This is a genomic window from Shewanella sp. 10N.261.52.F9 (assembly GCF_041471165.1).
In the GTDB taxonomy this organism is placed as follows: domain Bacteria; phylum Pseudomonadota; class Gammaproteobacteria; order Enterobacterales; family Shewanellaceae; genus Shewanella; species Shewanella marinintestina.
On the sequence record NZ_JBFRNX010000013.1, the window covers coordinates 185392 to 201978 of the forward strand.

The window sequence follows — 16587 nt, forward strand, 5'->3', positions numbered from 1 at the left end:
TGACCAGATACAGTCACCCATGCGCACACTTCCCTCCTTACCTGTGAGCAAGTTTGCAATTTTAGTGCAAATTTAAACCGTGTTATCAGTGAAGAAAAAGGCCGCAGGTATACTCAAAGCAATAACGATTTCGCCGAGTCCACTTTTGCGAATGCTGATGGTATGCAAGGCGCTACGCGCCGTTAATTGAGCACCAATCAAGCTGCGACCCTATAATTAAAGGCCCATGCGATGAAACAAATAATAATTGATGGCAAAACCCTTTTAGCTAATCAACAAGATACGCTGTTAGATGTGGCTCTGAATGCTGATATCGCCATCCCCAACCTATGCAAAAGCCCTGCTAGCTCGTTAGTCCACGACAGCAAGCAACACTGTAATCTTTGCCATGTTGAACTCATTGCGAGCGACAGCAGCATTACCAATGTACGTGCATGTGAAACACGCATTGGTGACATTCCAGTACATAATGTTGAGGTTATTACCCAATCAGCAGCTCTGAGCAAACAGCGCAAAGCCGCCTTACATATCATTTTGTCTGATCACTTTGCCGATTGCGAAGCGCCTTGCCAAACCGCATGTCCTGCGGGTGTTGACGTACAGTCTTATCTGTACCATATCGCTCAAGGCGACCACACTGAAGCGGTAAAAGTCATCAAGCAGACCTTGCCTTTGCCACTGTCTATTGGCCGTGTCTGCCCCGCTTTTTGTGAAACAGAGTGTCGCCGCGGCTTAGTCGATGAACCGGTCGCTATTCGCCAATTAAAGCGTCACGCCGCCGATTTAGATTTAGAAGGCGAAAAGCCATACGTGCCGCCAAAGGCACCTGCAACTGGCAAGAAAGTCGCTATCATAGGTAGTGGCCCTGCGGGTATTTCCGCGGGTTATTACCTATCTAATAATGGCCATGACGTGACGATTTTCGAATCCATGCCCCAAGCTGGCGGCTGGTTACGTTACGGTATTCCAGAGTATCGTTTACCAAAAGCCATTTTAGATAAAGAGATTGACCTGCTATGTAAAAATGGCCTCAACATTGCCACCGATACCCGCCTTGGTCGTGATATTCACCTTAACGGTTTAATCTCTGACTTTGATGCAGTCTGTTTAGCCATTGGCGCGCAAAAAGCCGTACCGATGAACTACCCGGGTATCGAACTCAATGGCTGCTACTTAGGTGTGGATTATCTCAAAGATTACTGCACAGAAAAACAGTACAGCACAGGCAAAAAGGTAGCAGTTATTGGTGGTGGTAATACTGCTATTGACTGTGCCCGCACCGCCAAGCGCGATGGCGCTGATGTAACATTGGTATACCGTCGTACTCGCGATGAAATGCCAGCCGAAGACTATGAAATCCATGAAGCTGAGCAAGAAGGGGTTAAGTTCCACTTCTTAACTAATCCAATTGAAAACCATAGTGACGATAATGGTCGCGTAGCAAAAGTGACTTTTGAGGTGATGACGCTAGGTGAACCGGATGCATCTGGTCGTCGCAGCCCTACGCCGACTGGCGAAACCTTCACAGAAGCGTTTGATACAGTGATCCCTGCAGTATCACAAACGCCAGATATGGACTTTCTTGAAGATCCGCAAAGCCAACTCGCCACAGGTGAAGTTGCGCTTACACGCTGGAATACCTTTGAAGGCTGTGAACATACGATGTCAGCAGGTCAATCTGCAGGCCTTGATAAGCTGTTTGTTATCGGTGACTCACGTACCGGCCCAGCCACAGCTGTTGCCGCCGTTGCCGATGGCCGTAAAGCCGCTGATGCGATTGAAAAACTGCTAAGCCAAGGCCTAACGTGTGAGCTAGTTAAGCAGCCTTTCAACTCTACTAAAGCCAAAAAAACAAGTAGCTTAAAAGCGATTAAAGCTGACTCGCTATATCCAGAGTCAAAAGTGCAAGCTCGTAGCTTAATGCCAGAGCTTGATAAGCTACAGCGTGCGTTAAACTTCAGTGAAGTTGAACTTGGTTTTGAAGCTGATGAAGCCATTAAAGAAGCTGCGCGCTGCCTTGAGTGCGCTTGCCAAGCCAATACCGACTGTAAGCTGCGAGATTATGCTACCGAATATAAAGTTAAAGCCAGCGAGCTAGATATCAGTGCTGCGCAGCACTTTAGTGTTGATAGCAGTGCGCCATTTATCACCTTTGATGCCAACCGCTGCATTAGCTGTGGCGCTTGTGTTGAAACCTGTAAAGGTGCCAGCGGCCATAATGCAATTTCGTTCGCCAAAGACCATTACCACGCGCTACCAACATCATGTGCCAACTTATCTGCAACCGATGAACGCAAAGCACCGCGTGTTGGCTTTAGCGTAACCATGAATGACAGTGACTGCGTGCAATGTGGTAACTGCGTGCAAGTTTGTCCAACAGGCGCACTTGTTGATGCCCGCGATAAAACCCAAGGCCTTACAGCTGCGCAAAAAGCACCGCTTAAAACCGTATCCAGCATTTGTACCTATTGCGGTATTGGTTGTCGTATCAATCTACATGTCGATGAGCAGAAAAACCAAATTCGCCATGTCAGCGGTGATACATCATCACCAGTAAACGAAGGCATGTTGTGTGTTAAAGGCCGCTTTGGTTTTGACTTTGTTGGCAGTGACAAACGCCTAACCACACCGCTAATCCGTAAAAATGGCGAGTTAGTACCTGCGAGTTGGCAAGAAGCAATTACGGTTGTCGCTCAGCGCTTTAGCGAAATCAAACAAGTCTATGGCGACAAGTCTATAGCGGGTCTATCTTCCGCTAAAGCCACTAACGAAGATAACTACCTATTCCAAAAGTTTTTCCGTAGCGTGCTTGGCAACAATAACGTCGACCATTGTGCGCGCCTTTGCCATGCATCAACGGTTACCGCACTGCGAGAAAGCTTAGGTAGCGGCGCTATGACTAACGATATTCCAAGCATTAAAGATAGCGACCTTATCTTTATTCTTGGCTCTGATACCGAAAGCGCACACCCTATTATTGCCTCTCGCATCAAGCAAGCCGTAAAAGAGCACGGTGCAAGATTAATTGTTGCAGATCCTAAGCGGGTATCTATTGCCGATAAAGCTCAGCTTTATGTCGCGCAGCGCCCGGGTTCTGACGTAATGCTAATCAACGCCATTATGCAGCAAATCATTAAAAATGACTGGCACGATTTAGATTACATTCAGGCGCGTGTTGAAGGCTTTAGCCAGCTGTATGACGAAGTCATGAGCCCTGATTACAGCCCGAAAAACGCTGAAATCATTACAGGTGTAAGTGCCAGCGACATCATTGAAATGGCGCGCTTAATCGGTACTGCGGAGAAAACTGCGGTTTACTACGCTATGGGCGTCACTCAACATACTTCAGGTCATGACAACGTTACCGCGATATCTAACTTGCAATTATTGTGTGGCAACATTGGCGTTAAAGGCGCAGGTATTAACCCACTTCGAGGCCAAAGCAACGTTCAAGGTGCTTGTGACATGGGCGCGCTACCAAACTACTTTAGCGGTTATCAAAAGTTAGATGATCCGCTAGTACAGATGCGTTTCCGCGAAGCTTGGGGTAAAGAGGATCTTTGTTCAGATATTGGTTTCTCAGCAACCGAGATGATGCACGCTCTGAGTCATGGCGAGCTAAAAGCGCTATATGTTATGGGTGAAAACCCAGTGCTAAGCGACCCAGATCAAAAGCATGTATTACAAGGATTAGCGGCGGCTGAATTTGTTGTTGTACAAGATATTTTCTTAACCGAAACGGCTGAACTGGCCGACGTAGTGCTACCTGCAGCAGCCTTTGCAGAAAAACTCGGTCACTTTACCAATACCGAGCGCCGTGTGCAGCAATTACTACCCGCTGTTAAGCCGCCAGGGATAGCCAAAAACGACTGGCAAATCATCCAGCTTATCGCTACTCAGATGGGCGAAGATTGGAGCTATCAAAACGAGAAGCAAATTTGGCATGAGATCACCGATGTCACGCCGCAATATCGCGGTATTACTTGGAAGGTGATTGATAGCGAAACTGAAAATGGCCGCCAAGGTTTGCAATGGCCGTGCCCTGCTGAAGGCCACCCTGGAACACCAATTTTGCACGCGACTCAGTTTACCCACGGTAAAGGTAAGATGCGCGCAGTGCATTATCGCCTACCTGCTGAGATGCCATGTGACGAGTATCCATTAATATTGTCTACTGGCCGCTTATTGGAGCAGTTCCACACTGGTACCATGACCCGTAAAACAGAAGGGCTTAACCAGCTTGGCTCGCCAAGAGTGATGATCTCAGTGTTTGATGCTGAGAAAATTGGGGTTAATAACGGTGATATGCTCAAGCTCAGCACCCGCCGCGGTGAGATTGAGATCAAAGCTTTTGTCACCAAACGAGCTCAAGCTGGGGTATTGTTCTTGCCGTTCCACTTTGCTGAATCTGCAGCGAATAAGCTCACTAATAACGCGCTTGATCCTGTGGCTAAAATTCCAGAGTTTAAAGTGTGTGCCGTTAAAGCTGAAAAAGTAGCAGAGCAACAAGAAGCCGCTCTAATCTAATTTAAGCACCACAAGTAAAATACAAAAAGGCGCTAAGAGCATACTCTTAGCGCCTTTTTAATTTATATTACTAAGCTGAACTAGCCTGCAAACGCACCAATCAGTGCGCCCGTTACAGCAAACCCAACCACCAGCATAAATACATTGGGTTTAAAGATCTTAAATAAACCAAAACCTAGCACCACCAATGCCATGTCTAGCGGCGATAGCACTGCACTGGTAAATATCGGGTTATAAAGCGCGGCTAACAAAAAGCCCACCACGCAAGCATTAACCCCTGCAATAGCTCCTGTGACCTTTGGTCTAGCACTGATTGCATGCCAACTTTTAAGTGCTACCAGCATCAATAAGAAGCCAGGTAAGAAGATAGCCAATGTCGCAACTAGCGCACCAACAAGCGGCTGTTGCACCCAGATCTCTGCACCAAGAAACGCCGCTAAGGCAAACATAGGTCCGGGCACAGCTTGCGCTAACGCATAGCCAGTTAAAAACTGATCATTACTTACGGCATCGCCAACACTTTGCTGCAGTAGCGGCAACACCACATGACCGCCACCAAATACCATGCTACCCACTTGGTAGAACTGGCTAAATAATTCAGTAAGGTTAGTTATTCCGGCTTGCTTTGATAATGCTATTGCAACTAAAGAAGCCAGTAATAGTCCGACAAATAGGCTGAGCCAAAAAAAGTTAAGCTTTACAGGCTGCACATGTTCATTAGATATTTCATCGTCTGCCTGACGAGACAGGTAGTGGCGTCCGACAATTGCAGCGGCAACCAATAAACCAAACTGCATAAGCATGGATGGTTGCAGTAAGATAATCACACAGCTAAGTACCATCAGTATTTTAGCTTGTTTAAGCTGACAAAACTGTTTGAACATAATCCAAATTGCATCGGCCACCACAACAACGGCCAACAATTTAAGACCATGAATAATGCCTTGTGTAAACGAATAATCAAGCCACTGGCTGCTAGTTACGGCCAGTAAAAATAACAAAATAAACGAGGGAAGCGTAAAGCCAATAAAGGCTGCTAAACCGCCTAATAAGCCACCGCGATGATAACCAATAGCAAAGCCCACTTGGCTAGAACCTGGGCCAGGCATAAACTGACTCAATGCAACTAAACTGCCGTAGTGTTTATCATCAAGCCATTTAAGTTCATCAACAAAAGTCTGTCTAAAATATCCTATGTGAGCAGCGGGACCGCCAAAGGAAACAAGACCAAGAGAAAAAAATCGTAGAAAAATTTGAAACATAGTTATCCATATTTAAGCGCCCGAAACAGCACTTCTTAGTTCAGTAATTGCAGCACAGTATGACATTTAAGTTACAGTTTAATGAAATGGCTTAGCCAGTAACAAACTCTCACATTTAATACTCCCAAACAGTTGCCACTAATCGCGATTATTCCAGTAATAACGTATCGAAATCTGCTAACGCTTGCCGTTCACCTATGCTTTGCTCCAACCAATCTAATACTTCAGTAGCTGTAGTTCTATAAGTGGTTAATTTCCCCCCGTACAAACTTAATAAGTTAGGGTGGCTTGGCTGGCTTTTTTGTAAGGTATCTCTTGGTCTGTCAAACGCATTCCCCGACTGTTTTGGTAATACTCGTACGCCGCAGAAGCTATCCACAACTCGAGCTCTCAATGCCTCAATATCTCCTAGGGCACTAAAGTAATGTTGGTAAATTCCGAGTAAATAATCGACTTCCTGCGAGGTTATTTGTGGTTTACCCGACAAGCTTTCGAGTACTGTCTCTGTGGTGCCTATTAATGTTTGACCCTTCCATGGCATCACAAAAATTACCCGCTTATCGAAACAAGACTCAAGATAAAGTATGCCGTCATTTGCAGGGATATCTAACAGTAGATGGCTACCTTGTACCCACTCAATGGGCTCGGTGGCAATAGGCGGCGAAACGCTCTCAAGGACTTCATTAACCCAAGGACCTGCAGCATTGACCACCGCAAGAGCTTCGACTTTTTGTGACTCATCAGCCACTTGATAATGCACCTTGCAGTGACTCTGCAAATGTTCAATCTTAGTACACTTTGCATGCTCAATAACATGAGCGCCGAGTGCGCGGGCATTTTTTATGACAGCCTCAGTTAACAGCTTATCGTCGGTTTGTGCATCCCAATACTGATAAAGTGCTTTTAGCCCTGTTAACTTTAAGCCTTTAATTTTTGACCAATGCACAGATGGCACCGATTTGAATTGCCCTAGCGCATCAAAGTCACTCAGCATGGCGTATAAACTTAACCCAGCACGAATCGCCCATGAACTTCGGCGGCTATTTTCGTATACAGGAATATAAAACGGAATAGGGTTCACTAATGAGGGGGCTAGTTGCAACAATGCCTTTCTTTCAGCTAGCGATTTTCTCACCAAAGGCAACTGGCCAGATTCTAAATACCGTAAACCGCCGTGAATGAGTTTGCTGGAATTAGCCGACGTCTGTCCTGCTACCGTGCCTTTTTCAAGCAGTAAAACACTATAACCCGCAGCCGAAGCGCACTGAGCAATACCCGCTCCATTGATACCACCACCAATAACCACTAGATCGACTGTTGTCATTTCAGCTCCTAGATGGGCTCTTATCCTTGAATAATTAAGGCTTTAGCTTGCGACTATTCGTTTTAAGAATAGCGACTGCAGGCGGTAAAACCACCTTCACTGTACTGCTATCAATAACAAACTCAGCTAAGTATTTATTCAGCCTTAATTGTCTCTGCTAAACGCCTTTGCTTTGATAATATTTACGCTTTAAAGCCAACAACAGATCTGTTTATATCTTGTTAGGCCTCAATGGCTATGACTCACGCCCTTTGAAAAACCGCATTATAAAGATAACTACAACTCGCGCTGCTTAGTATGTACAACAGCTATTAGGTATTAATACTTATCGATAGACAACATACTTGCGTTAATAATAAAAATCGAGACTAAATAAATTCTTAGCGCATATGAAAGCTCTCAGTAACCATTAACCGAGCTGTTTACTAACAGATTTACTCAGTCATTCCGTTCTATGTCATCAACTTTGAATACTTGCATTTATTCGCTGGCTGTACCCTAAATAATAAAAGCGCAAGCTTACGCATATTCAAATAATTTCAATAAGGCTGTAAATGATCATTTTTTTGTCGGCGATGACGTAAGCGCTTGCTAGTTCACATGTTTATTTCATGATACAGAAATCAATTGTAACTTTGTTATTTTCTTTCAATAAAGTAATGAATATAAAGAACATTGCATTTTATTTATCAATGGATTAAGTTGCCCTCAATTAACCTAAAAGCCACTGTTTTTAAGACTGCAACTGACCAAGAAGATTGTGATGTTATCAAGGATGTTTAAGATGAAATCAATCGCTATGATTTGCTTACTTTTCTCAGGAAGTGTGTTTGCACAATGCCATAATCAAAATCATATTTTTGATATTCCTTATGCTAAGAATAGCTCCTATTTTTCGGGACAATCTGCATCTAAGCTTGAAGATTTCAGCCAGACAGCACCAACAGAAAATGGTTATCTGTTACTCGAATTTAAAGTTAATTCCAATAAACTCACAGCTGAAGCGCAAAAGTACGATAAATGGTTAGCTGAACGACGCATCGAACGAATAAAAAGCTATCTAAACAAAGCGGCTTATCCAGCCCCTGTTATCACACGTATATTAACTGCGAGTACCAATGTTAACCGCAGCGTCTCCGTTGTTTGGTGCGCAGAAGAAACTGAGCAAAGTAAAGTTTTAGTCGCAACAAAGAAAGACTAAACCAGTTTAAAAGAGCACACCCGCCCAATCACTCGTTGCAACAAGTACTTGGGCCTAAATGGGGCATCTCTACCGTTTAAATTAGCAACCACTTAATCATGCGTTATAAATATTTGAAAAAGTTTAATAATTTCACCTGAAGTTCGCTACAGTTCCCAAAAGTTAACAATCCGAGATTTATGTAGCAAAAATGATACATAAATTTATCAGCTAATCGGCTACGCAGTAGAATACTAACCAATGCAATTATTTCTTTCCTCATTTGCCTTGGAGTTCACATGGTCAGATCTGCGCTACTTTTCGTTGCTCTTTGTCTTGCAAGCCTTTCCTTTTCAAGCTTTGCTACTGATGCTTCAATCAAACAAAACGAGCTATGGCATTACACCAACGCCCAAGGCGAACTAAAGGTAAAACTTTATTTCTTTTGGTCTAAAACCTGCCCACATTGTGCTGAAGCCCATCCGTTTATTGATAGCCTGCCGGAGAGGTATTCTTGGTTAGAAGTTGAAGACCACATGATCACCGATCCAGGCACTATGGAGGTTTGGCAGCAAATAGCTAAAGCCACGGCTACTGAAGCACGCTCAGTCCCTTACTTTGCTAGCGGTGAAAAAGCCGTTGTCGGTTATAGTAGTCAAGCGGTAACCGGTGAGTTTTTAGTGCAGCGTTTAAAGTCCTATTACGTTTCATTAGGTGGCACACTTGCTCCTGAAGCAGAAGGCAATTACACGGTTGCAGCACCAGCTGCTGGCGGTTTATTTGCAACCTGTAGTGAAAGTGATAGTAAAGAAGGCGGCGACGGTACTTGTGATTTAGGCTTAGATACCAGCATTGAGTTAGCAAGCTCTGATGTACAACCCGTTGAACTGCCGCTTGTGGGTGTTGTACACCCTGAACAGATGTCCCTGCCGTTATTAACCGTCGTTTTAGCCGGTGTTGACGCCTTTAACCCATGTGCTTTCTTCGTTTTATTATTTCTACTTTCTATCATGGTTAACGCTAAGAGTCGCACTCGCATGCTGATTGTTGGTGGCATCTTCGTGTTTTTCTCAGGCTTTATCTACTTCATCTTTATGAGTGCTTGGTTGAACATCTTCCAATTACTTGGCGCAGGTAGCGATGGCGGCTGGATTATTCTCGGTGCGGGTATGCTGGCGCTCGTTGCGGGGGCGGTAAACATCAAGGATTACTTCTTTACCAAAGGCGAAGTCACGCTTTCAATGTCTGCTGAAAACCGCACGGGCTTGATTAAACGCATGGGCAAGTTAACCAGTGCCAGCAGCATGACTGCTATGATTGCTGGTACTGTAGTGCTATCAATTTTAGCCAATGCTTATGAGCTACTGTGCACCGCCGGCTTCCCGATGATCTACACCAGTGTGTTGTCTATGCATGACTTAGAGACTTTCGAGCGCTACATGTACCTTGTTATGTATAACGTGGTTTATGTCATTCCGCTTGCCGCTATCGTGATTGCTTTCAGTGTCTCTCTGGGTAAACGTAAGCTCACCGAAAAAGAAGGCCAAACTCTTAAGCTGATGTCGGGTATTATGATGATGGGCCTAGGTGGCATGTTAGCGCTTGATCCAACCGCACTGCAAAATGTCGCCTTAGCAATAGGTCTAATCTTTAGCTCAATTATACTGACAGTTATTATTACGCTAGTTCGAAAGGCAATCGATAAAGCTAAAAAAGCGTAAGGTAACAAACTAAGGCCTTAGTCCACGCTAAGGCCTTAGAGAGCAGCTAAACGGAGTAAAAGTGAGACAAATATTGAGTGAGTAAACAACTTAATTAGGGATGATATGCGGATACTTTCTTTTGTAGCAGTTACAGCTTTATTAACCGGGTGCGTTTCAAAACAAGAATACCCAACTGAATGGACTCAAGTTCCCCCCTCTAATTTCGACTGTCCAATGATTTCAGGTACCTATTCAAGCATTGGCGAATTAAAAGATAATAGCTATTCCCCTTCCCTAAATACCATCCTCAATATTCACGGCTTAGCAGATAGTCTGGCTATTCACGCTGATGATAAAAAGCTCACCATTACCCCTTATAAAAATGCTCTCGAAATTAGCACTATTGAGATTGCTATCCCAAAGGAAAGCATCTATTGCGAAGATGGTTACTTAGTCTTTGAAGAGGAGCAAAGCTATAACCAAGGAGGGGCCTTGGCGCAGGAATGGCACACATATTACCTCACCACAAATGCTGAAGGTTTAGTAATAAAGCAAAAACAAAGCGCTTTAGGAATGCTATTTTTTGTACCTATAGCAAGTTCTGAAACAAGCTGGATATTGTTCAGGAACACCCTAAGCTCGCTGTAAAAATACAGGACTCTGTTATCGATACATACTGTAACACGGCTTTATTCAAGTCATGGCTAGATGAGCCGATAACTGGTTAACATAACAAATTTATTGAGCTAAATATGGCGATTACTATCTCAAGTGCGAACCTACAACCTAATATGAGTCATGGTGCTGTTGGTGTGAAAGTCGCGCAAATAGCCAAAGACCAGCAGAAGATTGAAGGAGATATTGCAATGCAGTTAATTAATGCTGCGGTGCCTGAAGCGCCTGTTGGTAACACTGGTCACAATATTAATACTACGGCTTAACTTGTTTAAACTTCAAAGCGATTCTCAGAGTAGAACCCTACTCTGAGAAATATTGGTTTCGACCTGAAGACTTTGCTTTATACAACATGCTATCAGCTCGCTCTAACAAATCGCTTGATTGCATGCCCTTGTGCCATAATGCAATGCCTTGAGACGCTGTAATATATCGAGAAACGCCTGAGCTTGGGTGCACTAATTCGGCATCCGCTAACATTCGTTGTATTTTTCCAGCGACAGATCTTGCTCCGTCTATATCAGTGTTAGGCAGTATAACGACAAATTCCTCACCGCCATATCGAGCGACTAAATCTCGAGGCCTTTCTAAAGCACGGTTTAATACATTCGCAACCTTCACCAAATACTCATCGCCTACTTGATGGCCTAAAGTATCGTTTAACGGTTTAAAGTAGTCGATATCCAATAAAATGATACTCAACGGCTGCTCGTTGCGAGAGGCTGCTTTGCTTTCTTGCAGTAACACGTCATCAAAATGGCGACGATTGCTAATGTTGGTTAACCCATCAATTAACGCTAAGCGTTTAAATTGACTTAACAGCTTCTTCTTTTCGATATTGCGCACGATAGCTTTGAAAAACCAACCTGCGATAATCTTTTGTCCAGACAAAATAATCATCAAGAAGCATAAGAACTTAGTTAATGGATAAACCAAGACCTCTGCGTACTGCAACGAGTGGTATGCTGCGCTAAATATAAGAAAAGGCAAAATGCCTAACAGCATGATATTGCGGTTAGGAAACAGTGCGAGTGCAAATACCAGCACTAACACATCAGCGAGTGATTCAACCCCTGGCATGTTCTGTTTAGACAGTAAGGCTAGAGCAATGAGCGCGAAGGTCCAGCCGCTAACCAATAGAAAAAGATAGAGATAAGTTTGCCGGACTGTAACTTTAAAAAGCCCTTTCACTTTAGCAGTAAATAACCCTAAAGCTATGACAGCGACTAACGGAATAAGCTTAATAGCCAGATTACTAGCATCATAATAATACTTATCAAAATAATACGTATTTAATAACACGACAAAAAACAACGCGGCGCTGACATAAGTTGCCCATAAAATGCCACGCTTTAAAATAGTGAAAGTTTCACTTTTTAGTTGAGCTTGATATCGGTGTGAATTCAGAGCCATTTTAACCATTTCCATTATTGTCTTTGACTCGCCCAAAAAAAAGCCAGCATATTGCTGGCTTTATACTAACGATTTATTGCTTTAGGCTGCAACATTCTCACTACTTGACTCATCAACATTGTGACGAATTAAGTAATCGAACGCTCCTAACGAGGCGGTAGCACCGCTCCCCATCGCAATAATAATTTGTTTGTAAGCCGAATTAGTTACATCACCTGCTGCAAACACTCCAGATAATGAGGTCTCACCTTTAGCATCTACTATGATTTCACCACGTGCCGTCATATCAATGGTGTCTTTTAGCCATTCAGAGTTAGGTACTAAACCAATTTGGACAAAGATACCTGCTAGCTCTACGTGATGACTCTCGCCTGTTGCTCTATTGGTATAATTTAGGCCGTTAACACGCTGACCATCGCCAGTAACCTCAGTGGTCATCGCTTGGGTAATAATCTCAATATTGCCCATAGATTTCGCTTTACGCTGCAAGACCTCATCGGCGCGCAGTGACTTATCAAACTCCAGTACAGTCACATGCTCAACGATATTGGCTAAATCGATTGCCGCTTCAATACCTGAGTTACCACCACCAATAACCGCAACGCGCTTACCTTTAAATAGTGGTCCATCGCAATGTGGGCAATACGCCACACCGCTGCCGCGATATTCTTGTTCACCCGGCACGTTCATTTCACGCCAGCGAGCACCTGTTGCTAGTAATACCGTTTTACTACGTAATAACGCTCCGCTTTCAAGCTCTAGCTCAAACAGCTCACCCGATTTTAAGCTTAGTGCGCGTTGGTTATCCATAATGTCCACGTCATATTCATGAACGTGAGCTTCAAGGTTAGCCACCAGCTTTGGTCCTTCTGTCGCTTTCACTGAGATAAAGTTTTCAATACCTACCGTTTCAGCAACTTGACCACCAAATTTGTCGGCAACAATACCGGTGCGCAAACCTTTACGTGCAGCGTAGATTGCTGCAGATGCACCCGCAGGGCCGCCACCAACTACTAATACGTCGAAGGCTTCTTTTTGATTAAGCTGTTCTGCTTTTCTACCGGCAGCATTTACATCTAACTTATTTAAGATCTCAACCGTGCTGATAGCCCCCATAGAGAACTGCTCACCATTTAAGTAAACAGAAGGCACAGCCATAATGTTGCGTTCATTCACTTCATCTTGAAATAGTGAGCCATCAATCATTACGTTGGTGATGTTTGGATTAATTGCCGCCATCATATTCAGCGCTTGCACAACTTCCGGACATGTCTGACAGCTTAACGACACATAAGTTTCAAAACGATATTCACCAGGAAGCTGGCGAATTTGTTCAATCACATCGGCATCAAGTTTAATTGGGTGGCCGCCGCTATGCAGTAGTGCTAACACTAGTGATGTAAATTCGTGACCCATTGGCAAGCCTGCAAAAGTGATTTGCGAACCTAAAACGGGGTTTGTCACCGCCATAGAAGGTGTGCGCTTACCCACTTTCTCAGTAACAGAAATAAGTGAAGACAAGCTATCAATATCAGCAGCCAAAGACTTAAGCTCTTGGGCTTTTTGGCTGTCATCAGCAGATACAACCAGCTCAACTGGGTGCTTGAGATTCTGCAAATAAGTGTTCAGTTGATTCTTTACGTTTGCATCTAACATGATGACTCCTAAATATAAAAGCTAATCTGGTATCGGTGAGCAGCAGGCAGCATTAGCCACAAGCAAGTAAATACTCACTAAAAAAATAAAAAGTGATCTTAAAAATAAAAGTGTATTGCGACTAGCGTTTTGCTTGTTAACCACAAGCTTTGTAAAAACTTGTCCAGCTTAGATTTCAGGAGGGACACTAAGCTGAACAACTGATGACTTGGTATGTCCAAGTCATGGAGAGTCTGGTGAAGATTTTAGTCTCGCTAACCTGTTGGGCAAGCTAGCGAGCCACTAACCTTACATGCAACTCAATCGAATCTTATATTTTACCAACTAGGTCGATTGACGGTGCTAGTGTTGCTTCACCTGGCTGCCATGCTGCTGGACATACTTCGCCGTCGTGAGTAGCAACATATTGAGCCGCTTGAATTTTACGAACTAGCTCAGCTGCGCTGCGACCAATACCTAGGTCGTGTACTTCAGCCACTTTGATTTCACCTTCTGGGTTAATAACAAATGTGCCGCGTAGTGCTAGACCGTCTTCTTCAATCATCACACCAAAGTTGCGTGTGATAGTACCTGTTGGGTCACCAATCATTGGGTATTGGATTTTGCCGATTGTGTCTGAACTTGCGTGCCATGCTTTGTGGGTGAAGTGAGTGTCAGTAGATACTGAGTAAACTTCAACGCCCATAGATTGTAGCTTCTCGTAATGGTCAGCCATGTCGCCTAATTCTGTTGGACAAACAAAGGTAAAGTCCGCTGGGTAGAAGAATACTACTGACCACTTACCTAGTAGGTCTTGCTCTGTCACTGGGTGGAAGTCACCTTTGTGAAAAGCAGTTGCAGAAAATGGCTTGATTGTAGAGTTAATGATTGACTGATGCATGTGATGCTCCGTTTTATTCGTTGTAATCGTTAAATTTGAAAATACTATTTCTTAAAATTCAACAAACTGCTTGAGTGATGATGAGTCTCTATAAAGCCAGTTCGTTTGCGATGGAAGAATAATAGCCGAGCAAATAAATTAATGATAACGAGTAAAAGCTATCATCCTAATCTAATTTTCCGAATAGGATTAACAACTCAATCAAATAGGTGATTAGCGCAAAGCATGTGGGGTGAAAACGATGCTGTAAACACAAACGGGGCGGGTACAATGATATGTTCAGTGGAATGTGGCTCACCAATAAAAGGTTTATTAATGAGCCAAGCTTGATTACTGCCAGAGATCAAAGCGAGTTAATGAACGCGCCAATTGAAAATCAAGTTGTTGTGATAAAGATTGCGCCTTGGCTTTAAGTGCACTTGTGCTAATGTCGCGCTTAGCCTTACCTGCAAACACCACCCAATTACCACTGCCGGTTAAGCAGGCACGCACTTCAACAAAGTACATATTTAAATACGCGAGCAGTTCGCGGTTTTGGCTATGCTCTTTCCAGCAATTCAGTACTAAGTAGCCATCCGCTTTAACTAAGGCGGCGCATTGGGCAATAAACACCTCTGAGACCTGCGCAGCATCGACGCCTTCAGCACTATAGATATCAGCAAACACCACATCAACTTTCTTATGATCTGCAGCCTCTAAAAACTGCTTAGCATCTTGATGGACAACTTTAAGCTTTTTACTCAGCGGTAATTGAAAATAGCGTTTAGCCAATTCAATCACATCTGCGCGCAGCTCTACCGCCGTTAGTTTAATACCTGCGTCAAAATGGCGTAAGGCATGAATAAGTCCACCACCACCTAATCCCAATACAATCGCACTTTTAGGTTGGCTATACAGCAACACTAACAGCATCGCTTGTACGTATGTATGCTGTGGAATATGCGGCGTAGCTTTAAGCAACTTACTTTGCTCATCGTTTTCGCCAAAAGCGAGGATCCGAGTTTCTTTATCCTCAAGGACAATCAATGGACCATATTCATCTTGGGTTTGATGTAAAACTTGATAATCTGACATGCGTGCTCCGACATTTGGGGCGCTATTATGCGTTAAATAATCCGCGAGTAAAATGGCGCACATTAAACCAGCTAAGCTTAATGATTTGTAGCAGCAAACAACAACCCCCTTGCATCAACTCAAAAAAACACACAGCTACACAGATCAAAAAACAAACCCCACAACTGCCACACAACTCACGCAGCAAACACCACAAACACAACAAATAACCAACCCAGAGTTGTGAGCTTTATCACATTTCATTTTTTGCCGATACATACAATCAGCGCCATTCTAAACTGAACAAAAATAGACTAATGAAAAAGACAATCTCGGCTATCGCACTAACGGCAGTGTTAAGTACTCAACTAACTGGCTGCATGGGCCAAATGGGCTTAAGTGCTATGGTAACTAAAGCTAACCTAAGCGCTGTTGATAACCGTTATGGCCGTGCAGGCCTATTTATGCTTATGAGCCCAATCTATGGCTTTGCAGCAACTGGCGATCTATTCATCCTTAACAGCATCGAATTCTGGACTGGTACTAACCCAATCACAGGTCGTTCACCTGCTGTTGTTGATATGCCAGTTGAAGCTATCTTCAAAGTTAACCAGCATATTGATGGCGACCTAACAACAGCCCCCCTAAAGAACGTTAAGTTAACTAGCGCTTCTATGGTTGCGACTGACGATAACACTTTAGCAATGACTTTAGTTTATGAAGACGGTAGCCAACAGGTTATGTCTGGTGTTAAACAAGGCGAACACGTTGACTTCTACCTAGACAACAGCTTTATTGCGCGTGTTAGCACAGCTGAATTGGCCGCTTACCAACAAGGTTAATACCTCATTGGTCGGTAACTGTTAGCTGTTAGCTGTTAGCTAAATAAAAAAGGGGCGAGTCAATAATGACTC

General features: G+C 43.7%; 12 protein-coding genes. 6 read left to right on the plus strand and 6 right to left on the minus strand.

Going from position 1 to position 16587, the window contains the following annotated elements; all coding sequences use genetic code 11:
* The first annotated feature begins 231 nt into the window (after nucleotides 1-231).
* On the plus strand, nucleotides 232-4527 hold the full coding sequence (gene fdhF / locus AB4298_RS09890) for a formate dehydrogenase subunit alpha (RefSeq protein ID WP_371986549.1): 4296 nt from the start codon (nucleotides 232-234) through the stop codon (nucleotides 4525-4527).
* An 80-nt stretch (nucleotides 4528-4607) separates the two neighbouring features.
* Here the strand turns inward: fdhF and chrA are convergent, their stop codons facing one another.
* Together chrA and AB4298_RS09900 are read right to left on the minus strand one after the other, a co-directional pair.
* Nucleotides 4608-5789: a chromate efflux transporter gene (chrA, locus tag AB4298_RS09895; protein ID WP_248998280.1), complete on the minus strand. Its 1182-nt coding sequence runs from the start codon at nucleotides 5787-5789 to the stop codon at nucleotides 4608-4610.
* Nucleotides 5790-5937: 148 nt separating this feature from the next.
* Nucleotides 5938-7113 (minus strand): glycerol-3-phosphate dehydrogenase/oxidase, encoded by a 1176-nt coding sequence (locus AB4298_RS09900; RefSeq protein WP_371986551.1) that lies wholly within the window; start codon nucleotides 7111-7113, stop codon nucleotides 5938-5940.
* 784 nt (nucleotides 7114-7897) lie between these two features.
* Here AB4298_RS09900 and AB4298_RS09905 point away from each other — a divergent pair.
* The 4 genes from AB4298_RS09905 (at nucleotide 7898) to AB4298_RS09920 (ending at nucleotide 10937) form a co-directional block, all read left to right on the plus strand.
* Complete coding sequence (locus AB4298_RS09905; protein ID WP_248998278.1) at nucleotides 7898-8314, plus strand: hypothetical protein; 417 nt, start codon at nucleotides 7898-7900, stop codon at nucleotides 8312-8314.
* Between the two features lie 278 nt (nucleotides 8315-8592).
* Complete coding sequence (locus AB4298_RS09910; protein WP_371986553.1) at nucleotides 8593-10014, plus strand: cytochrome C biosynthesis protein; 1422 nt, start codon at nucleotides 8593-8595, stop codon at nucleotides 10012-10014.
* Between the two features lie 105 nt (nucleotides 10015-10119).
* A complete protein-coding gene (locus AB4298_RS09915; RefSeq protein ID WP_371986555.1) occupies nucleotides 10120-10644 on the plus strand; it encodes a hypothetical protein in 525 nt (174 codons plus the stop codon).
* Nucleotides 10645-10748: 104 nt separating this feature from the next.
* The gene (locus tag AB4298_RS09920; protein WP_248998275.1) at nucleotides 10749-10937 is read left to right on the plus strand and encodes a cytoplasmic protein; all 189 of its coding nucleotides are present in this window, start codon (nucleotides 10749-10751) and stop codon (nucleotides 10935-10937) included.
* 37 nt (nucleotides 10938-10974) lie between these two features.
* On the opposite strand, the gene AB4298_RS09925 is transcribed toward AB4298_RS09920, so the two are convergent.
* From AB4298_RS09925 to AB4298_RS09940, 4 genes are all read right to left on the minus strand, one after another.
* A complete protein-coding gene (locus AB4298_RS09925) occupies nucleotides 10975-12084 on the minus strand; it encodes a GGDEF domain-containing protein (RefSeq protein WP_371986556.1) in 1110 nt (369 codons plus the stop codon).
* A gap of 81 nt (nucleotides 12085-12165) precedes the next feature.
* Complete coding sequence (gene ahpF / locus AB4298_RS09930) at nucleotides 12166-13740, minus strand: alkyl hydroperoxide reductase subunit F (RefSeq protein ID WP_371986558.1); 1575 nt, start codon at nucleotides 13738-13740, stop codon at nucleotides 12166-12168.
* Between the two features lie 310 nt (nucleotides 13741-14050).
* A complete protein-coding gene (gene ahpC / locus AB4298_RS09935) occupies nucleotides 14051-14620 on the minus strand; it encodes an alkyl hydroperoxide reductase subunit C (protein WP_371986560.1) in 570 nt (189 codons plus the stop codon).
* Between the two features lie 330 nt (nucleotides 14621-14950).
* Complete coding sequence (locus AB4298_RS09940; protein ID WP_248998271.1) at nucleotides 14951-15694, minus strand: spermidine synthase; 744 nt, start codon at nucleotides 15692-15694, stop codon at nucleotides 14951-14953.
* A 296-nt stretch (nucleotides 15695-15990) separates the two neighbouring features.
* On the opposite strand from AB4298_RS09940, the gene AB4298_RS09945 reads away from it, so the two are divergent.
* Nucleotides 15991-16515, plus strand: a complete 525-nt coding sequence (locus AB4298_RS09945; RefSeq protein WP_248998270.1) for a DUF3332 domain-containing protein — start codon at nucleotides 15991-15993, stop codon at nucleotides 16513-16515.
* Nucleotides 16516-16587 lie beyond the last annotated feature (72 nt).